This window comes from Pseudohaliea sp. (genome assembly GCF_040217025.1).
Taxonomy (GTDB): Bacteria; Pseudomonadota; Gammaproteobacteria; order Pseudomonadales; family Halieaceae; genus Pseudohaliea.
Genome location: NZ_JAVJOA010000012.1, coordinates 299,642 through 317,877 on the forward strand (window position 1 = coordinate 299,642; position 18,236 = coordinate 317,877).

An 18,236-nucleotide genomic window follows, 5' to 3' on the forward strand; every position below is an offset into this window, starting at 1 on the left:
CCCGCTCAGAGCCAGCGACGCACCCGCTGGCAGTACGTCCGGTACTCGTCTCCGAACAGCGCTTCCAGCTGTCGCTCCTCGGCGCGAATATAGCGCCGGTCGATGATCAACAGGAAAGCGGGCGGCACCAGCAGCGCCAGCGAGGCACCCACGGTCACCGCAACGCCCAGCAGCACCAGCGCCATGGCAACGTACATGGGGTTGCGGCTGTAGCGGTAAAGCCCGTGGGTGACGAGCGCCCGGGTATCCTTGAAGGGCACCATCCCCGTATCGGCACGGGTGAATAATCCACCCGCCACCACCAGCAGGGCGAGCCCGACGACGAGCAGTGCGCTGCCGGCGAACTGCGCCGCCTCGCCTGCAAAGCGCGGGCCGGGCAGGAACTCGTCGAGGGCGAAAATCACCACGACACCGATGACCAGCCACACCGGCGGGTAGATGATGCGGCGTTCACTCACGGGTAGGCCTCATGCACGAGAGCACCGGGTCCCGGGGCGCCGGGGTTGTGGGCGTCGAGGTGGTGGGCGCCCGCGGGCTCGAAGCCCCCGATGAGCCAGGCCAGGGCAATCCCGGCGAGGAACACGATGGTGAGCTTGACCCTGTCGTGGCTGTGGAAGTGCACCTCCGGAAGCAGGTCCGAGAGGGCGATGCAGACGAAGGCGCCGGCCGCGAAGGCCAGGGCCGAGGCCAGCACCGGCGCCGCGTCGCCACTCAGGCTGTCGAGGCCCAGGTAGAAGAGGATCGCCGCCAGCGGGCAGAGCACGGCGAAGGCGAGATTGACGCGACCCGTTGCCATCCGGCTCCAGCCCCCCGCCTGCATGAGCGCGGTGATGGACATGGCGTCGAGCGGCTTGTGCAACAGCACCGCCAGGAACACGCCCGCACCGAGGAAAGCGCCGGCGTGCCCGCCCCCGCCGACCGCGGCGCCGAGGGCGATGCCGTCGATCACCGTATGCACGGACAGGCCGAGGGCGATGCCGAGACCGCTAAACCCATGCGCCTCTGCCGCGCCCGGGTGGTGATCGCCGTGCCCGTGGGAGTGGTCGTGGCCCGCGTCCGGCGCCTGGAACTCGTGCTGGTGGAAATGGAACATCCGCAGCAGCAGGAACATCGTCACCAGCCCCAGCACCACGAAGATGCTCGCGTGGTCGAGGGCGTCGGGCCCCGGGCCGAGAACGATGGCATGGGGCAGCAGATGAAAGAAGGCCACACCGAGCATGAGGCCGGAGACCCCGCTCATGGCCAGCTGGGTGCGCGTGTGCGTCATGCGCACACGGTTGGGCAGCGCGCCGCCGGCCACGGAGGCGAGGGCGATGGCAGCGCAGTAGGCCAGCAGCAGGGGCAGCGGCTCAGTCACGGGGATCCAGCAGTACCAGGTTGTCGCGGTGGATGAGCTCCTCGTCGCCACCGTACCCGAGGATCGTCTCGATGTCCCGGGAGCTACGTCCCGCGATGCGGCGTACCTCCGCCGCGTGGTAGTTGACCAGGCCACGGGCGATCTCCCGCCCGGCGCCGTCGGTGCACGCCACCACGTCGCCGCGGCGGAAATCGCCACGCACCGCGCGAACACCGACCGGCAGCAGGCTGCGCCCGGCACCGCGCAGCACCGCCACTGCGCCGTCATCCAGCTCCACCGCTCCGGCCACCTGCACCAGCCCGGCGAGCCACTGCTTGCGCGCGCGCTGCGGCTCCCGGCCGCTGCGCAGCCAGGTCCCTGCGACACCACCGGCGGCCACCACGGCAATGATGCCCGCCTCGTCGCCGCCGGCGATCACGGTCTCGGTACCGGAGCGGGCGGCAAGGCGGGCCGCGCGGAGCTTGGTGACCATGCCACCGCGGCCGAGGGCACCGCCCTCGCCCACCATGGCGTCCAGGGCCGGGTCGCCGACGGCCGCCTCGCCCACCAGCTTTGCGTCCGGGACGCGGCGCGGGTCCGCCTCGTAGAGTCCGGCCTGGTCCGTCAGCAGGAGCAGCGCATCGGCATCGATGAGGTTGCCGACGAGCGCGGCCAGGGAGTCGTTGTCGCCGAAGCGGATCTCGTCTGTGGCAACGGTGTCATTCTCGTTCACCACGGGCATGACGCCCAGGCGCAGGAGGGTATTGAGCGTGGCGCGGGCGTTCAGGTAGCGGTCGCGGGCTACCACGTCGTCGTGGCCGAGGAGGACCTGGGCCGTGGCGATCCCGTGTGCGCCGAAGGCCTGCTCCCAGGCCTGGAGCAGGCTCGACTGCCCCACCGCCGCCGCGGCCTGCAGATCGTGCAGCGCGGTGGGTCGCGCCGGCCATCCGAGGCGCACCACGCCGGCCGCCACGGCGCCGCTCGACACCAGCACCACCTCGCGCCCGTCGGCCCGCAGGGCGGCAAGTTGCGCCGCGAGACCGCCGATCACGGCCGCGTCCAGGCCGCGGCCGTTCGCGGTCAGCAGCGCCGAACCGACCTTGACGACCCAGCGCCGCGCGCTGGCCAGTTCGGCGCGGGGTGCGCTCATGGGGCGTACTCGACCTCGACGTCGTAGTCGCTGTCGTCGCCGTCCTCGTCGCTGCCGTCGTCCGGTTGCGCCTTGCGTCGGGCGCGCAGGGCGTCGATGCGTTCCCGCGCCTCCCGCTGCAGCCGGGCCTGCGCCTCGGCCTCTGCCTCCGCGAGGGCCGGGTCCGCGGCCTCGGCCTCGCGGCGTTCCTCGAGAGCGGTCATGAGATCCTGGCAGAGCCGCTCGGTACCGGCGCCGCTCGCTGCGGCGATCCGGTAGAGCGGGCCCTCCCAGGGCAGTTCCTGGCGCAGCCGGGCTGCCAGGCTGTCAAGGGCCTCCTCGCCGAGGAGATCCTGCTTGTTAAGCACCAGCCAGCGCGGGCGGGCCGCCAGGGCGGGGCTGAAGGTCTCCAACTCCTCGGCGATGGTGCGCGCCGCCGCCACGGGGTCGCTGCCGTCCGGCGGCGCCGCATCGACGAGATGCAGCAGGATGCGCGTGCGGGTGAGGTGGCGCAGGAAGCGCACGCCGAGGCCCGCGCCCTCGGCCGCGCCGGCGATGAGACCGGGGATATCGGCGACCACGAAGCTGCGCAGCGGGTCGACGCGCACCACACCGAGGCTGGGAACAAGCGTCGTGAACGGATAATCCGCCACCCGCGGGCGCGCCGCCGAGACGGCCCGCACGAAGGTGGACTTGCCGGCGTTGGGCAGACCCAGCAGCCCCACGTCCGCGAGCACCTTGAGCTCGAGGCGCAGCTGCCGCTCCTCCCCTTCCGTGCCGGCGCTGGTCTGCCGGGGCGCACGGTTGACGGAGGACTTGAAGCGGGTGTTGCCAAGGCCGTGGAAGCCGCCGCGGGCGACCAGCAACTCCTCGCCGGGCGCCGTCAGGTCGCCGAGTACCTCCTGGCTGTCCGCATCGATCACCGTGGTGCCCACGGGAACCGGGAGCACGAGATCGTCACCACTTGCGCCGGTACAATTGCGGCCGCGGCCGGGCTCGCCGTTGGCGGCCCGGAAGGCGCGCTGGTAGCGGTAGTCCACCATGGTGTTCAGCGCCGGGTCGGCGCGCAGGAACACGCTGCCGCCGTCACCGCCGTCGCCCCCGTCCGGACCGCCCCTGGCAACGTACTTCTCGCGCCGGAAGCTCAGGCAACCGTTGCCGCCCTTGCCGGCGCTGACCCTGATGATGGCTTCGTCGACGAATTTCATGCTGTCAGTCTATCCCGGCGCGATCTGCGCCCCCAGCGGCCCGAAGAACCTCCGAGCGGGAAGTTCGTGTGGGCAAAAAAAAGCCCCGTCGGCTGACGAGGCTCGCGGGCGCGCTGCGCGCGACGCCTCAGGCCGTGGTGACCCGGACGAACTTGCGGCTCTTCGGCCCGCGGGTGATGAACTCGACCTTGCCGTCGACCGTGGCGAAGAGCGTGTGATCCTTGCCGATGCGCACGTTCTCGCCGGCGTGGAAGCGCGTGCCGCGCTGCCGGACGAGGATGTTGCCCGCCTTCACGGCCTGGCCGCCGAAGCGCTTGACGCCGAGGCGTTTGCTCTCGGAATCGCGCCCGTTGCGGGTACTACCGCCTGCTTTCTTGTGTGCCATAGCCTGCTTCCTCCCGCGCTACGCCGTGATACCGGTGATCTTGACCTCGGTGTACCACTGGCGGTGGCCCGTTTCCTTGCGATGATGCTTGCGCCGGTTGAACTTGACGATCCGCACCTTCTTGTGACGACCGTGGCTCACGACCTCGGCGGTTACCTTGCCGCCGTCGACCAGGGGCCGGCCGATCTTCACGCCGTCACCGCCGCCGACCATGAGGACCCGATCGAAGTCGATCGTGTCGCCGGTCGCGGCTTCGATCTTCTCCAGCTTGAGGGATTCCCCCTCAGCCACGCGGTGCTGCTTGCCACCGCTCTCGATTACTGCGTACATGTCCGCACTCCGTTACGTTAGCCTTCCCGCTGTCTTCTTATAAACACCGCGCTGGCGGTGGGCAGGGCGAGGCAGAAACAGGGTTCCGAGGCCCATGGCCCCGAAGGGGTCGCGATTGTAAGGGTTTTGCCGGGGCGGTACAAGCACCGCACGGGCCGTCTCTATTGACACCCCACGGTGTCCAACCTAGCATGCGCGGGCACTTCCAGGCCCGCCATTTCTATGCACGACATCCGCGCCGTCGTTGACCGTGAGTTCCGCGAGGTCAACGCCCTGATCATCGAGCAGCTCGAGTCCGATGTCGACATGGTGGAGAATATCGGCCACTACATCGTCGAGGCCGGCGGCAAGCGCCTGCGCCCGGTACTGGCCCTGCTCACGGCCGCTGCCCTCGGATCCTGCACACCCCGGCACATCTGCTTCGCGGCGGTCATCGAGTTCATCCATACGGCCACACTCCTCCACGATGACGTCGTAGACCTGTCGGAGCTGCGCCGGGGCCGGCCGACGGCCAATGCGGCGTTCGGCAACGCCTCCAGCGTGCTCGTAGGCGACTTCCTGTACACCCGGGCCTTCCAGCTCATGGTGAGCCTGGACGACATGCCCCTGCTGGCGCAGATGGCCGACACTACCAACGCGATCGCCGCCGGCGAGGTGCTGCAGCTGGCCCGCGCCGGCGACCCGGAGACGACGGAAGCGCAGTACATGGACGTCATCACCCGCAAGACGGCCGTGCTCTTCGCCGCCGCCTGCCGCGGCGCCGCCCAGCTCCACGGCTGTGACGCGGCCCTGCAGCAGCGCCTTTACGACTTCGGCCTCAACCTCGGCATTGCCTTCCAGATGGTGGACGACCTGCTCGACTACGAGGGGGACACCGCCACCATGGGCAAGAACGTGGGCGACGACCTCAACGAAGGCAAGCCGACGCTGCCGCTGATTCACGTTCTTCGCACCGGCAATGACGCACAGCGCCGGGTTGTCCACTACGCCATCGCCGGCCGCGACGCCAGCGCCCTCGCCGCGGTAGTGGCCGCGGTGGACGATTGCGGCAGCCTCGCCTACACCCGGGCACAGGCAGAGCTGCATCGTGACCGCGCCCTCTCGGCGCTGGACGGCCTAGAGGACGGCGACGCCCTCGCGGCCCTGGCCACCCTCGCCCACCGATCCGTCGACCGCAACGCCTGACCCCCCCTGCTTTGAACAGGCGGGAACCAGCCGCGGGATAGCAGCGGGACTGGCACGGAACACCCCCGCCCTGCCCCGGGGTGGCTTCCGGACGGCCGGGCTCCCTATACTGCGGAGACATCCTGCGGAGCAAGACACCGTGTCGCGAGACAGCCTGACCCAGGGTGAGGCGGCCAGCAACGCCCTCACCGCCCATGCCGACCGCCTGCGCGACGGCGGGCTGGCGTCCCTTGCCGCTGCGCCCTCGCGCACCGACCGGCTGCTGCGCGAGGGGGCCGGACTGCGCCTGGATGCGAGCCGCCAGCTCCTCGACGGCGACGCGCTCGACGACCTCGTCGCTCTCGCCATCGCCGCCGACCTGCCCGGCGCGGCCCGCGACCTGCTGGCCGGCGCCGAGGTCAACAACACGGAACACCGCCCGGCCCTGCACAGCCTGCTGCGGGCAAGCCACAGTGACGACGCGCGCTTCCCGGCCGTCGCCGAGACCCGTGAGCGCATGCGCGACCTCGCCGAATCCATCCGCGCCGGCGCCCATACCGGCCACACCGGCCGCGCCATCACCGACGTGGTCAACATCGGCATCGGCGGCTCGGACCTGGGCCCGCGCCTGGTCAGCGAGGCCCTCGCCGCGCCCGACACGGCACCGCGCGCCCACTATGCCGCCAACGTGGACCCGGACGACCTCGCCGCCACCCTCGCCGCCCTCGACCCGGCCACCACCCTGTTCGTCATCTGCTCGAAATCTTTCCGCACGGAAGAGACCCTCGCCAACGCCCTCGCCGCCCGCCGCTGGCTCCGGGACGGCGGCGTCGCCGACAGCGGCCTGGCCCGCCACTGCCTCGCCATCACCACCAATCTCGAGGCCGCCGCCGACTTCGGCATCCCCGAGAGCCAGTGCCTGCCCATGTGGGACTGGGTCGGCGGCCGCTACTCGGTCTGGTCCGCCGTGGGCCTCTCCTGCGCCACCACCCTGGGCTGGGACCGCTTCGCCGCGCTCCTCGCCGGCGCCGAGGCCATGGACGCCCATTTCGCCAGCGCGGCCCCGGCAGACAATCTGCCAATGCTCCTCGCCCTGCTGGAAACCTGGAACTGCCAGTACCTTCGCGCCGGAAACCACGTGGTCCTCCCCTACAGCCACCGCCTGCGGCGCCTGCCGGATTTCCTGCAGCAGCTGACGATGGAGAGCAACGGCAAGGCGGTCACCCGCGACGGCGAGCCCCTCGGCATCGATTCCGCCCCGGTGCTCTGGGGCAGCGCGGGCACGATCGGCCAGCATTCGTTCCACCAGCTCCTGCACCAGGGCACCCGCCGCTGCCCCGCGGACATACTCCTGCCCCTCGCCCCCGAGGACCCCGCCGATCGCGAGAATCACGCCCGCCTGGTCGCCAACGGCCTGGCCCAGAGCCGCGCCCTGGTCATCGGCCGCAGCGAGGCGGAGGCCCGCGAGGCACTCCTCGCCCGCGGCGAGGACCCGGCTGAAGCCGACCGCCTCGCCCCCCACCTCGCCATGCCGGGCAACCGCCCGCACAATCTCATCACCTTCCCCCGCCTCACCCCCGAGACCCTCGGCGCCCTCCTCGCCCTCTACGAGCACCGCACCTACTGCAGCGCCGTCCTCTGGAACATCAACGCCTTCGACCAATGGGGCGTCGAGCTCGGCAAGGAGATCGGCAAGCAGGTGTTCGCCGTGATGCAGGGCGACGATGATGGAGCAGATCTGGACGACGGGACGCTGTCGCTGGTGGAGCTCTGGAAGTCTGCCAACGGTTAGTTTCGGCGCTTGGGTGCTTCGTTGTTGACGCTGGGGGCGCTTCGTAGCCCGGCGCCTGAGTTTGGAGCTTCCTGTCCCGGGACCGCAAAAGCGCCATCCATGGCAGCTCGACAGCGGACATCCATGTCCGCTGACGTCCCGGGACAGGAAGCTCCAACCTCCGACGCCTGAATCAGCTGCCTATCCCATTACGGAGCATCTACCACCCCATCAGCGACCAGAATAACCGGGACCAAGCTTCTCCAGTGGCACGGACCAGGCGCCATCAATGCTGCGCCGGTGGAGCTGACTGCCTGAATCAGGCGACGGGGGTTGCAACACCCTGTCCCGGGGCGTCGAAGGCCATGGATGGCCTTCGTCGAGCTGCCATGGATGGCGCTTTTGCGGTCCCGGGACAGGGTGTTGCAAGCCCCGGCGCCGGGCTACAAAGCGCCCCCAGCGTCGACCTATGGCACAGGCACCGGCATCAAAGGTTCCAGGCGTAGCCTACCACTCAGACGCCAGGCCCTATGCGCAGCCACCATCCAGGAAAGCCAGCAGCTCAGCGGTCTTCTCACGCATGAGTTGCTCATCGCCTCGGCTCTCGACGTTCAGGCGGACTACCGGTTCCGTGTTCGAGCGGCGGAGGTTGAAGCGCCAGTCGGGGTAGGCGATGGAGAGGCCGTCGACGTGGGAGACGGCGCTGGCGCCGGGGGCGTAGCGGGCCTCCGTGGCGGTGAGGGCGGCGGCGGGGTCGTCGATGGTGCGGTTGATCTCGCCGCTGCAGGGGAAGCGCGCCATGCGCTCCTCCACCAGCTCGGCGAGTGGCTGGCCGCGGGAGCTGACCAGGGCGGCGACCAGGAGCCAGGGGATCATGCCGCTGTCGCAGAAGGCGAAATCGCGGAAATAGTGGTGGGCGCTCATCTCGCCACCGTAGAGCGCATTCTCGGCGCGCATGCGCTCCTTGATGAAGGCGTGGCCCGTCTTGCTCTCGACGGCGCGGCCGCCGCCGGCGGCGATGATGTCCTGCGTGTTCCAGGTCAGCCGCGGGTCGTGGACGATGGCGCTGCCCGGGGACTGGCGCAGGAAGGCCTCGGCCAGGAGGCCGACCACGTAGTAGCCCTCGATGAAGCGGCCCGTGTGGTCGAAGAGGAAGCAGCGGTCGAAATCGCCGTCCCAGGCGATGCCGAGATCGGCGCCGTGGTCCCGCACCGCGTCGATGGTGGCGCTGCGGTTCTCCGGCAGCAGCGGGTTGGGCACGCCATTGGGAAAACGGCCGTCAGGTGCGTGATGCAGGCGCACGAACTCGAAGGGCAGGTGCGGCTCGAGAAGGTCGACGATGCGGCCGGCACCGCCGTTGCCCGGGTCGGTGACGATCTTCAGCGGGGCCAGGGACGGCAGGTCCATATAGCCAAGGAGGTGTTCGACGTAGGCTGCGTCGAGATCCAGCGGTTGGAGGCTGCCGCGGCGGGCCGCGGCGGGGAAATCGCCGGCGGCCGCCAGGTCGCGGATGTCGAACAGCCCCGTGTCGCCGGAGAGCGGGCGAGCGCCCTCGCGCACGAACTTCATGCCGTTGTAGTCCATCGGATTATGGCTGGCGGTGACGACTATCCCGCCATCGAAGCCGCCGTGGGCATCCCCGTGAAAGGTGGCGAAGTAGATTTCCTCGGTGCCGGCCAGGCCGAGGTCGAAGACGTCGACGCCCTGGCCGCGCAGGCCCTCGATGAGCGCCGCCTTGAGCGCTTCGCTGGTGAGGCGCACATCGTGGCCGACCACGACACGCCGCGGCGAGAGGACCGTGGCATAGGCGCGGCCGATGCGTTCGGCGATGTCTTCGTTGAGCTGGTCCGGTACCCGGCCGCGGACGTCGTAGGCCTTGAAGCAGGCAAAGAGGTCCACGGAGGTCAGGGCTGGGAATAGATGTTGTGGTAGACGAAGTCCGTCGCCTCCACGAAGCCGGGGACGCTGCCGCAGTCAAAGCGCCGGCCCTTGAACTTGTAGGCCATTACGCAGCCTCGCTGGGCCTGGGTCTGCAGGGCGTCCGTGAGCTGGATCTCGCCATTGGTGCCGGGCTCGGTCTCGCGGAGGATGTCGAAGATGTCCGGCGTGAGGATGTAGCGGCCGATGATGGCGAGGTTTGACGGCGCTTCCTCGGCTTTCGGCTTCTCGACCATGCGGTCGACGCGGTAGATGCCGTCCTTGAGCGCCTCGCCGGCGATGACCCCGTACTTGTGCACCTCGTCCTCGGGCACCTCCATGATGGCGACGATGGAGCAGCGGAACTGGTTGTAGAGTTCCACCATCTGCGCGAGCACGCCGGGGCCGTCGTTGAGGCACAGGTCGTCGGAGAGGACGACGCCGAAGGGCACATTACCCACCAGGGTCTCGCCGGTGAGGATGGCGTGGCCGAGGCCCTTCATTTCGCGCTGGCGGACCATGGTAAAGACGCCCTTGTCGAGCACGTTGCGAATGCTGTCGAGGTAGGCTTCCTTGCCGCTGCCGGCGATCTGGTGCTCGAGCTCGTAGCTGATGTCGAAGTGGTCGGCGATGGCCCGCTTGCCGCGGCCCGTGACCAGGGCGCAGGTGGTCATGCCGGCCTCGATGGCCTCCTCGACGCCGTACTGCACCAGCGGCTTGTTGACGATCGGCAGCATCTCCTTCGGCATGCTCTTGGTTGCCGGGAGGAAGCGGGTACCGTAGCCCGCCACGGGAAACATGCACTTCTCGATCATCGGCAAACTCTCCATCAGTCTCGTGCGGTCTGTGTCGTGCGCTAGCTGTCGCGCTGCTCGTGTGGTGCAAACAGCAAAATGTCGGCGAGGCCCCCGGCCCGGGGTCAGCCCGCGGCGCCGCCGCGGCCGTAGGCGTCCTGGAAGCGGACGATGTCGTCCTCGCCCAGGTAGCTGCCGGACTGCACCTCGATCAGCTCCAAGGGTATCTTACCGGGGTTGGCCAGGCGGTGCTTGTGGCCGAGCGGGATGTAGGTGGATTCGTCCTCGCCGAGCATGAAAGTCCGGTCTTCGCAGGTGACCTCGGCGGTACCGTGGACCACGATCCAGTGCTCCGCCCGGTGGTGATGCATCTGCAGCGAGAGAGTCTCGCCCGGGTTCACCACGATCCGCTTGACCTGGAACCGCTCGGCGACGATCAGCGATTCGTAGCTGCCCCAGGGCCGGTAGACCCGCTGGTGCAGCGTCGCCTCGCTGCGCCCCGCGGTGCGCAGGCGCTCGACGATGCGCTTGACATCCTGCACCTGGTCCCGGCCGGCGACCAGCACGGCATCGGCGGTCTCCACCACCACCAGGTTCTCCACGCCGGCCGCCGCGAGGAGCCGGGACTCGGCGCGCAGGTAGCTGTCGCGGCTGTCCTCGACGATGACGTCGCCGTGCAGCACGTTGCCGTCGCCGTCGTGCGCGGATACGTCCCAGAGCGTCGACCAGGCGCCGACGTCACTCCAGCCGCAGTCGAGGGGCACCACCGCGCCGCGGTCCGTCCCCTCCATGACAGCGTAGTCGATGGAGTCGCTCGGGCAGGCCGCGAGGGCCTCTGCGTCCGGGCGCAGGAAGTCCCCGTCGCCGCTGACGCCATCCATGGCCTCCCGGCAGGACGCCGCCATGGCAGGGGCCTGGCGCTCGAGTTCGGCCAGGTAGCTGTCGGCGCGGAGCAGGAACATGCCCGCATTCCAGAGGTACTCCCCGCTCGCCAGGTAGGCCTCAGCGGTGGACCGGTCCGGCTTCTCGACGAAACGATCCAGGCGCGCGGCGCCGTCGCCGAGGGCTTCCCCCCGGCGCAGGTAGCCATAGCCCGTCTCCGGGCTCGTGGGTACCACGCCGAAAGTGACCAGGTGGCCGTCGGCGGCCAGCGGCAGCGCAGCGTCGACCGCTGCCGCAAAGGCCGCGCGGTCGTGGATGATGTGATCCGCCGGCAGCACCAGCAGCGTGGCCTCCGGGTCTGTCGCGAGGGCGCGCAGGGCGGCGAGCGCCACGGCGGGGGCCGTGTTGCGCCCCTCGCGCTCGAGGATGATGGCCCCGGGGGCGACGGCCAGCTGGCGCAGCTGCTCGGCGACCAGGAAGCGATGCTCCTCGTTGCAGACCACCAGGGGCGGGGCCGCCTCCAGCCCGTCGGTGCGGGCCAGGGTTTCCTGCAGCATCGACAACTCGCTGGCCAGCGGCAGGAACTGCTTCGGGTAGGCCTCCCGGGAGACCGGCCACAGGCGGCTGCCGACGCCCCCGGACAATAAGACGGGTACCAGCATGCGGATCCTCGTTCCTGGGATTTCGTTGCCGGCAACCCCGGTCGCGCGGCGGTTACGGGATGGTATCGGAAGACCGCGCGCCGACGCCAGCGGCCCCGGGGGTCGCCGGGGGTGCGGAAGGAGGCGCCGCAGCGGCCCCGGTGCCCCCCTGGGGCGGTGGATTTTTGGGCCCCAGCGGGTAGAATGCGGGGCCTTGTTTCTGCGCAAGGCTGTCTATGGAACAGGCTGCCTGCCTGCAACGCCCGGCCGTGACCACGCCACGCAACCGGCGCCCGGCCACAGACCCCGCCCGACGCCCCCGAAACCCGGAAAACCGATGACCCTACAGCACAGCTTCAGCAAGGACGAACTCCTCGAGTGTGGCGCCGGCCAGCTCTTCGGCCCCGGCAATGCCCAGCTCCCCGTGGGCAATATGCTCATGCTGGACCGCATCACCCACATCAGCTCCGAGGGCGGCGCCGCGGGCAAGGGCGAGATCCGCGCCGAGCTGGATATCAGCCCGGACCTGTGGTTTTTCGAATGCCATTTCCCGGGCGACCCGGTCATGCCCGGCTGTCTCGGCCTCGATGCCATGTGGCAGCTGCTGGGCTTCTTCCTCGGCTGGCGGGGCAACCCTGGCCGCGGCCGTGCTCTCGGCTCCGGCGAGGTGAAATTCACGGGACAGATTCTGCCCAGCGCCTCCGTGGTGAGCTACCAGATCGACATCAAGCGCGTCATCGAGCGCAAGCTCGTGATGGGCATCGCCGACGGCAGCGTGTCCGTCGACGGCCGCGAGATCTACACCGCCCGGGACCTGCGCGTGGGCCTGTTCCAGAGTACGGAGAGCTTCTGACCTATGAGCCGACGAGTCGTCATTACCGGTCTGGGTATTGTTTCCTGCCTCGGCAACGATGCCGACAGCGTGGCCGATGCCCTCTACGAGGGGCGCTCGGGAATCCGCCTGCGGCAGGAGCAGGTAGACGCCGGCATGCGCTCCCATATCGCCGGCTCGCCGGAGATCGACGCTTCCGAACACATCGACCGCAAACGCCTTCGCTTCATGGGTGACGCCGCGGCCTACGCCTATGTCTCCATGACCCAGGCCATCGCCGACGCGGGCCTCGAAGAAAGCGACATCTCCAATGAACGCACCGGCATTATCGCCGGTTCCGGTGGCGCTTCCTCCGCAAGCCAGGTCGAAGCGGCGGACATTCTCCGCGAGCGCGGCCTGCGGCGCGTCGGCCCCTACCGCGTGACCCAGACCATGGGCAGCACCGTGTCGGCCTGCCTGGCGACACCGTTCCATATCAAGGGCGTGAACTATTCCATCTCTTCGGCCTGTTCCACCAGCGCCCACTGCATCGGCGCAGGCGCGGAGCAGATCCAGCTCGGGAAACAGGACATCATCTTCGCCGGCGGCGGCGAGGAACTGCACTGGACCATGAGCGCGCTTTTCGACGCCATGGGCGCCCTGTCGACCAAGTACAACGATACGCCGGAGCGCGCGTCACGAGCCTATGACGCCAACCGGGACGGCTTCGTGATCGCCGGCGGCGGCGGCATGCTGGTCCTCGAGGAACTCGAGCACGCGCGCGCGCGCGGCGCGAAGATCTACGCCGAGCTGGTCGGCTACGGCGCCACCTCGGACGGCCACGACATGGTTGCTCCCTCGGGCGAGGGCGCCGTGCGCTGCATGCGCCAGGCGCTGGCCACCCTCGACGGTCCGGTGGACTACATCAACGCCCACGGCACCAGCACGCCGGCGGGCGATATCACCGAGCTGAAAGCGGTGCGGGAGGCCTTCGAAGGCGCGGGCGAGCTACCGGTGATCGGCTCGACCAAGTCCCTGTCCGGGCATTCCCTGGGTGCGGCCGGCGTGCAGGAGGCGATCTACAGCCTGCTCATGCAGCAGCGCGGCTTCATCGCCGCCTCGGCAAATATCGAGTCCCTCGACCCGGAGGCGGAGGGCATGCCCATCGCCCGCGAACGCGTCGACGGCGCGAGCCTGACCCGGGTCATGTCGAACAGCTTCGGCTTCGGCGGCACCAACGCCTCACTGGTGTTCCAGGCGCTCCGGGACTGAAGCGAGAATCGCGCGGGCCCCGCCGGGGACTTCAGTTCAACAGCGAGTCCAGCAGCAGCACCTGCACCGCGTCCCCGGCGGCGAGCGTCCGCCCGGCCGGCACCCGCGCCAGCGCATCGGCCGCGCACACGGAGCTGAGCACGCCCGAGCCCTGCTTCGGATAGGGCTCGGCGCGGGTTTCCCCGTCATCCCCCGACCGCAGCCAGACGCGGCGGTAGTCCGCGCGGGACAGCGGGCGTTCCACGGCAAAGGCCGCCCGGGCCCAGAGCGCCGTGGGCGGATCCACCCGCGCGCCCTGCGCCGCCAGCAGGTAGGGGCGCGCCAGCAGGCAGAAGGTCACGAAGACCGAGGTCGGGTTGCCCGGCAGGCCGAGGAAGGGCGTTTCACCCACCCGCCCGAAGGCGAAGGGCTTGCCCGGTTTCACGGCGACCTTCCACAGGTCGAGCTCGCCGAGGGCCGCCACCTGGGCACGCACGTGGTCTTCCTCGCCGACGGAAACGCCGCCCGTAGAGAGCACGAGATCGGCACCGGCCGCCGCCTCGGCGAGCGCGGTGCGGGTGGCCTGTGCACTGTCGCCGACCAGCACCGGAGGCGGCACCGCGAAACCCAGCCGGGCGAGCAGGGCGGCAAGCATCGGCCCGTTGCTGTTGTAGCGCTGCCCCGGCGCCAGCGGGCCCTGCCCGGCGGGCACCAGTTCGTCACCCGTGGCCAGGACCGCCACCGCCAGGCGCCGGTAGACGACTAGCTCGCCGCAGCCGGTCGACGCGAGCAGACCGATATCCTGCGGCCGCAGGCGCTGACCGGAGGCAAAGAGTTCGCTGCCGGCGGCTATATCCTCACCGCGCGGCCGGATGTTCTCGCCGGCGCCCGGCACCCGTCCCGGACGCACCCCCTCCCCGTCGGCTTCGCACTCCTCCTGCATCAGCACCGCGTCCGCACCCTCGGGCAGGGCCGCACCGGTAAAGATGCGCGCCGCACTGCCTCGCTCCAGGGGCTCCGGCGCACTGCCGGCGGCGATGCGCTGGCTTACCGGCAGCCGGGCACCGGGCACGACCTCTGCGCAGCGCACCGCATAGCCATCCATCGCGCTGTCGGCGAAAGCGGGGACATCGGCCGGCGCCCGCACCGGGGCGGCCAGCACCCGGCCCGCCGCTGTCTCCAGGGGAACCGTCTCGAGCGCCGGCGTGGCCGGCACCGCGGCGAGCAGTCGCGCGAGGGCGTCCTCGAGGGGAATCATGTGCCGCGGAGGAGGCCCACGAAATTGCAGGGCCGGTGCCGGCTGTCCAGCTGCTCCCGCAGGATACCCTCCCAGGCCGTGCGACAGGCTCCGGTCGAGCCCGGCATGCAAAACAGCAGCGTACCGTTGGCAAGGCCGGCGAGCGCCCGCGACTGCACCGTGGAAGAGCCGATCTCCGCCAGGGAAAGCGAGCGGAAGACTTCACCGAAGCCGACGATATGCTTGTCCAGGAGCGGTGTCACCGCCTCCGGCGTCGAGTCGCGACCTGCGAAGCCCGTGCCGCCGGTAACCAGCACGACCTCCACCGTCGTATCGGCGATCCAGGCGGAGAGAACGGCGCGCAGCCGGTAGACGTCATCCGGCACGAGGTCCCGCGCCACGACGCGGTGTCCCGCCCCGGCAGCGGCGCTCGCGAGGTAGTCCCCAGAGGTGTCGTCTTCCGGGCCGCGCGTGTCGGACACGGTGAGCACGGCCACGGCAAGATCGACAGTGCTTTGGGCGGCATCGGGGCCGCTCGGCTGAGCCATGGGTTCAGTCTCCCTGCTGCTTCGAGAGGTAGGCCCGCACGACGTCACCGATCACGGCGCGCCAGGGCAGTTGCTTGATGGCAAAGGTATCGCGAAGCTCGCGGCAGTCCAGGGACCAGTTGCGGCCGCTGTCGCCCGCGTCCGCGGCGCTTCGGGCGATCGCGTTGTCGGCCACCGCCACGAACTGCGACGCCGCGGCGATGGCGGCCTCGGCGAAGCCGTACAGCGTGGTGCGATCCGGGCTCGCGTAATGGAACACGCCGCGCGGCTCTGCCCCCGCGTCCATCTGATCGAGCATGCCAGCGAGCACCCGGCCGAGATCCGCGGCGGGCACCGGGCAGAAACTGTCGGTGTCATCGAGCACCCGCGGCTCGCCGGCCAGCAGCGAGCGCATCACGTCGTGGAGAAAGCCCGGCCCATCGCTGGCGAAGACCGGGCCCGTGCGCAGCACCGCGGCCCGGCTGCAGGCCGCAAGCACCTGTGCCTCCACGGCGGCGAGGAGAGAGCCGGGTGGTTCCTTGGCATCCGGGGTCTCCTGCTCCCGGTAGGGGTGGGGCAGCGTCCCGGAGAAGACCCCGGCGCTGGACAGCAGCAGGTAGTCGGCGCAGGCCCGTTCCGAAGCCTTGGCGAGCCAGTGGGAGCGGGCGCAGTCCAGCTCCTGGAGCGGGTCGCCGGCGGCGAGGAGATGAGTAAAGCGCAGGTCGACCACGCAGGCCGGCGCGGCGCGGCGCACGACCTTCTTGGCCTGCCGCTCGCTCTTCCAGCGGCTGGCGGCGAGCGTGACCGGGGTAATCTCGTGACGCCCCCAGCGGACGAGGGAGGAGATCAGCGACGCACCGGCGGCGCTGTCCGAGGCGATGACGAGAACCTCCATCGAGGCCTACCGCGGACGCTTCGGCTGTGGCGCCCCGCCGCCCGACGGGGTGCGGCCCGGCATGCTGCGGCCCGGCCCTCCAAAGCCCGGCGCGGCCCGGCCTGGCGCGGCCCTTTCCAACCTAGAACGGGATGTCGTCGTCGAAGTCACCGAAGTCAGACGGGTTGTCCCCGCCGCCGGCGCCCGCCGCTGCCTGGCCACCGCCCTGCTGTTGCCGCGGCGGCGCCTGGTTGTAGCTGTCTGCCGGCGCGTCGTAGCCACCGCCGCCCATCTGGCCGCGGCTGTCGAGCATCTGCATCTCGCTGGCGACGATCTCGGTCGTGTAGCGGTCCTGGCCGTCCTGGCCCTGCCACTTGCGGGTGCGCAGGGAGCCCTCGATGTACACCTTGGACCCCTTGCGAAGGTATTCGCCGGCAATTTCGCCGAGGCGATTGAAGAACACCACCCGGTGCCACTCGGTACGCTCCTGGGGCTGGCCGGTCTGCTTGTCTTTCCACTGCTCGGAAGTGGCGAGGCGGACGTTGGTGACGGCGCCGCCGGAGGGCATGTAGCGGGTCTCCGGGTCGGCCCCGAGGTTGCCGATGAGGATCACCTTGTTGATACCACGCGATGCCATGGCTCGCACTGCCTCCTTGCGCCTGGGAAGACGCGACTATAGCAACGCCCCGGGGCGAATGCGACAGCAGAAGCGGTCAGCCGCGGGCCGCGGCCTCCTGTGCGCGGGGCGCGGCCACGAGGCGCCAGCTGCTGGCGATCCAGAGCAGCCCCGGCACCAGGCAGAGCAGGAACAGCGCGTGCACACCGCCCTGCTGCATCACCCAGCCGCCGCTGGCGCCGCCGCAGAAGGCGCCGATGAACTGGCTGGTGGAGTAGACGCCGAGCGCAGTGCCCTTACCGCCGGGAAACACCGCCTTGCTCACCAGCGACGGCAGGCTGGCCTCGAGGTAGTTGACGGCGACGAAGTAGAGCCAGAGCGCCAGGTAGAGCACGGCCGGGATCGCCAGCAGCGTCACACCGGCCACTGACAGCACGAGCATGGCGATGGACAGGAGCAGCATACCGCGCACGTGCCCGTGCCGCTCCGACAGGCGCAGCAGCGGCAGCATGCCGAGGATCGAGGCGACCAGCACCGGCAGGTAGACCTTCCAGTGCGCCTCCCGGGCCACGCCGAGGATGTCCTCGATGGCAAAGGGGATCACCAGGAAGCTCGCCGTGAGAATGAAGTGCAGGCTGAACACGCCGAAATCCAGGCGCCGCAGCGCCGGGTCCGCCAGCACCTTGCCGATCATGCCCGGCTGCGCTCCCACCTCGTCGTGATGCCGGCTCTGCACCCCCCGCGGCACGCCGAAGAACACGATGGCAATGCCCGCCGTGGCCAGCGCCGCCGTCAGCAGGAACACCCCGTGCAGCCCGCTGAAGGAGGCAATGATGGGCCCGAGGACCAGCGACAGGGCAAAGGAAAGGCCGATGCTCGCACCAACGATGGCCATCGCCTTGGTGCGCTGCTCGTCGGTGGTGATGTCCGCGACCAGCGCCATCACCGACCCGGCGATCGCCCCGGCGCCCTGCAGCAGGCGCCCCAGGACGATGCCCTCGACCGTATCCGCCATACCGGCAACTACGCTGCCGATGGCAAAGACGACCAGCCCGCCAAGAATCACCGGCACGCGCCCGATCCGGTCCGACAACCAGCCCAGGGGAATCTGCAGCAGCGCCTGGCTGAAGCCATAGGCACCCAGCGCGATGCCGATCATCAGCGGCGTCCCCCCGGGCATGTCGGCGGCGTAGAGGGCCAGCAGCGGCAGGACCATGAACAGCCCGAGCATGCGGAAGCTGTAAAGCAGCGCCAGCGCACCGACGGCACGGCGCTCGACCGGGGTCATGGGGTTCTTGGTCAACAAACTGAGGGCCTCCTGAACGGGTCGCATGGTAGCACGATGCGGTGACGGCATTGGAAC

The 18,236-nt window shown here is 69.9% G+C and carries 18 protein-coding genes; 4 read left to right on the forward strand and 14 right to left on the reverse strand.

The window, feature by feature from the left end; translation table 11 throughout:
- Positions 1-5: 5 nt before the first annotated feature.
- From RKE50_RS18305 to rplU, 6 genes are all read right to left on the reverse strand, one after another.
- Positions 6-458, reverse strand: coding sequence for a methyltransferase family protein (locus tag RKE50_RS18305; protein ID WP_350038976.1), 453 nt, complete (start codon positions 456-458; stop codon positions 6-8).
- On the reverse strand, positions 455-1,357 hold the full coding sequence (locus tag RKE50_RS18310) for a ZIP family metal transporter (protein WP_350038978.1): 903 nt from the start codon (positions 1,355-1,357) through the stop codon (positions 455-457). The genes RKE50_RS18305 and RKE50_RS18310 overlap by 4 nt, the downstream gene beginning before the upstream one ends.
- Entirely contained in the window at positions 1,350-2,486 is a 1,137-nt protein-coding gene (gene proB, locus RKE50_RS18315) for a glutamate 5-kinase (RefSeq protein WP_350038980.1), read from the reverse strand. The genes RKE50_RS18310 and proB overlap by 8 nt, the downstream gene beginning before the upstream one ends.
- Complete coding sequence (cgtA, locus tag RKE50_RS18320; RefSeq protein ID WP_350038981.1) at positions 2,483-3,673, reverse strand: Obg family GTPase CgtA; 1,191 nt, start codon at positions 3,671-3,673, stop codon at positions 2,483-2,485. The genes proB and cgtA overlap by 4 nt, the downstream gene beginning before the upstream one ends.
- Before the next feature lie 127 nt (positions 3,674-3,800).
- Positions 3,801-4,058, reverse strand: coding sequence for a 50S ribosomal protein L27 (gene rpmA, locus RKE50_RS18325; protein WP_350038983.1), 258 nt, complete (start codon positions 4,056-4,058; stop codon positions 3,801-3,803).
- An 18-nt stretch (positions 4,059-4,076) separates the two neighbouring features.
- Entirely contained in the window at positions 4,077-4,388 is a 312-nt protein-coding gene (gene rplU / locus RKE50_RS18330; protein WP_350038985.1) for a 50S ribosomal protein L21, read from the reverse strand.
- A gap of 222 nt (positions 4,389-4,610) precedes the next feature.
- On the opposite strand from rplU, the gene RKE50_RS18335 reads away from it, so the two are divergent.
- Both RKE50_RS18335 and pgi read left to right on the forward strand, forming a co-directional pair.
- Entirely contained in the window at positions 4,611-5,573 is a 963-nt protein-coding gene (locus RKE50_RS18335) for a polyprenyl synthetase family protein (RefSeq protein ID WP_350038986.1), read from the forward strand.
- A 139-nt stretch (positions 5,574-5,712) separates the two neighbouring features.
- A complete protein-coding gene (gene pgi, locus RKE50_RS18340) occupies positions 5,713-7,344 on the forward strand; it encodes a glucose-6-phosphate isomerase (protein WP_350038988.1) in 1,632 nt (543 codons plus the stop codon).
- Positions 7,345-7,851: 507 nt separating this feature from the next.
- On the opposite strand, the gene RKE50_RS18345 is transcribed toward pgi, so the two are convergent.
- The 3 genes from RKE50_RS18345 to RKE50_RS18355 form a co-directional block, all read right to left on the reverse strand.
- Positions 7,852-9,222 (reverse strand): phosphohexomutase domain-containing protein, encoded by a 1,371-nt coding sequence (locus RKE50_RS18345; protein WP_350038990.1) that lies wholly within the window; start codon positions 9,220-9,222, stop codon positions 7,852-7,854.
- 5 nt (positions 9,223-9,227) lie between these two features.
- Positions 9,228-10,055, reverse strand: coding sequence for a UTP--glucose-1-phosphate uridylyltransferase GalU (gene galU, locus RKE50_RS18350; RefSeq protein WP_350038992.1), 828 nt, complete (start codon positions 10,053-10,055; stop codon positions 9,228-9,230).
- Positions 10,056-10,159: 104 nt separating this feature from the next.
- Positions 10,160-11,578, reverse strand: a complete 1,419-nt coding sequence (locus tag RKE50_RS18355; RefSeq protein WP_350038994.1) for a mannose-1-phosphate guanylyltransferase/mannose-6-phosphate isomerase — start codon at positions 11,576-11,578, stop codon at positions 10,160-10,162.
- A 316-nt stretch (positions 11,579-11,894) separates the two neighbouring features.
- On the opposite strand from RKE50_RS18355, the gene fabA reads away from it, so the two are divergent.
- Complete coding sequence (gene fabA / locus RKE50_RS18360; protein WP_350038996.1) at positions 11,895-12,410, forward strand: 3-hydroxyacyl-[acyl-carrier-protein] dehydratase FabA; 516 nt, start codon at positions 11,895-11,897, stop codon at positions 12,408-12,410.
- 3 nt (positions 12,411-12,413) lie between these two features.
- A complete protein-coding gene (gene fabB, locus RKE50_RS18365; RefSeq protein WP_350038998.1) occupies positions 12,414-13,640 on the forward strand; it encodes a beta-ketoacyl-ACP synthase I in 1,227 nt (408 codons plus the stop codon).
- A gap of 31 nt (positions 13,641-13,671) precedes the next feature.
- Here the strand turns inward: fabB and RKE50_RS18370 are convergent, their stop codons facing one another.
- The 5 genes from RKE50_RS18370 to RKE50_RS18390 all read right to left on the reverse strand — a co-directional run bounded on the left by RKE50_RS18370 (position 13,672) and on the right by RKE50_RS18390 (position 18,176).
- The gene (locus tag RKE50_RS18370; RefSeq protein ID WP_350039000.1) at positions 13,672-14,877 is read right to left on the reverse strand and encodes a molybdopterin molybdotransferase MoeA; all 1,206 of its coding nucleotides are present in this window, start codon (positions 14,875-14,877) and stop codon (positions 13,672-13,674) included.
- Positions 14,874-15,404 (reverse strand): molybdenum cofactor biosynthesis protein B, encoded by a 531-nt coding sequence (gene moaB, locus RKE50_RS18375; RefSeq protein WP_350039002.1) that lies wholly within the window; start codon positions 15,402-15,404, stop codon positions 14,874-14,876. The genes RKE50_RS18370 and moaB overlap by 4 nt, the downstream gene beginning before the upstream one ends.
- A gap of 4 nt (positions 15,405-15,408) precedes the next feature.
- On the reverse strand, positions 15,409-16,278 hold the full coding sequence (locus tag RKE50_RS18380; protein WP_350039004.1) for a sugar nucleotide-binding protein: 870 nt from the start codon (positions 16,276-16,278) through the stop codon (positions 15,409-15,411).
- Positions 16,279-16,399: 121 nt separating this feature from the next.
- The gene (ssb, locus tag RKE50_RS18385) at positions 16,400-16,894 is read right to left on the reverse strand and encodes a single-stranded DNA-binding protein (RefSeq protein ID WP_350039006.1); all 495 of its coding nucleotides are present in this window, start codon (positions 16,892-16,894) and stop codon (positions 16,400-16,402) included.
- A 76-nt stretch (positions 16,895-16,970) separates the two neighbouring features.
- Positions 16,971-18,176: an MFS transporter gene (locus RKE50_RS18390; protein ID WP_350039008.1), complete on the reverse strand. Its 1,206-nt coding sequence runs from the start codon at positions 18,174-18,176 to the stop codon at positions 16,971-16,973.
- Positions 18,177-18,236: the final 60 nt, after the last annotated feature.

Coding starts and splice junctions, on each gene's coding strand:
- proB (WP_350038980.1), bottom strand. CDS start 2,486: ATGAGCGCACCCCGCGCCGAACTGGCCAGCGCGCGGCGCTGGGTCGTC.
- cgtA (WP_350038981.1), bottom strand. CDS start 3,673: ATGAAATTCGTCGACGAAGCCATCATCAGGGTCAGCGCCGGCAAGGGC.
- rpmA (WP_350038983.1), bottom strand. CDS start 4,058: ATGGCACACAAGAAAGCAGGCGGTAGTACCCGCAACGGGCGCGATTCC.
- rplU (WP_350038985.1), bottom strand. CDS start 4,388: ATGTACGCAGTAATCGAGAGCGGTGGCAAGCAGCACCGCGTGGCTGAG.
- RKE50_RS18335 (WP_350038986.1), top strand. CDS start 4,611: ATGCACGACATCCGCGCCGTCGTTGACCGTGAGTTCCGCGAGGTCAAC.
- galU (WP_350038992.1), bottom strand. CDS start 10,055: ATGATCGAGAAGTGCATGTTTCCCGTGGCGGGCTACGGTACCCGCTTC.
- RKE50_RS18355 (WP_350038994.1), bottom strand. CDS start 11,578: ATGCTGGTACCCGTCTTATTGTCCGGGGGCGTCGGCAGCCGCCTGTGG.
- fabA (WP_350038996.1), top strand. CDS start 11,895: ATGACCCTACAGCACAGCTTCAGCAAGGACGAACTCCTCGAGTGTGGC.
- fabB (WP_350038998.1), top strand. CDS start 12,414: ATGAGCCGACGAGTCGTCATTACCGGTCTGGGTATTGTTTCCTGCCTC.
- RKE50_RS18370 (WP_350039000.1), bottom strand. CDS start 14,877: ATGATTCCCCTCGAGGACGCCCTCGCGCGACTGCTCGCCGCGGTGCCG.
- moaB (WP_350039002.1), bottom strand. CDS start 15,404: ATGGCTCAGCCGAGCGGCCCCGATGCCGCCCAAAGCACTGTCGATCTT.
- RKE50_RS18380 (WP_350039004.1), bottom strand. CDS start 16,278: ATGGAGGTTCTCGTCATCGCCTCGGACAGCGCCGCCGGTGCGTCGCTG.
- ssb (WP_350039006.1), bottom strand. CDS start 16,894: ATGGCATCGCGTGGTATCAACAAGGTGATCCTCATCGGCAACCTCGGG.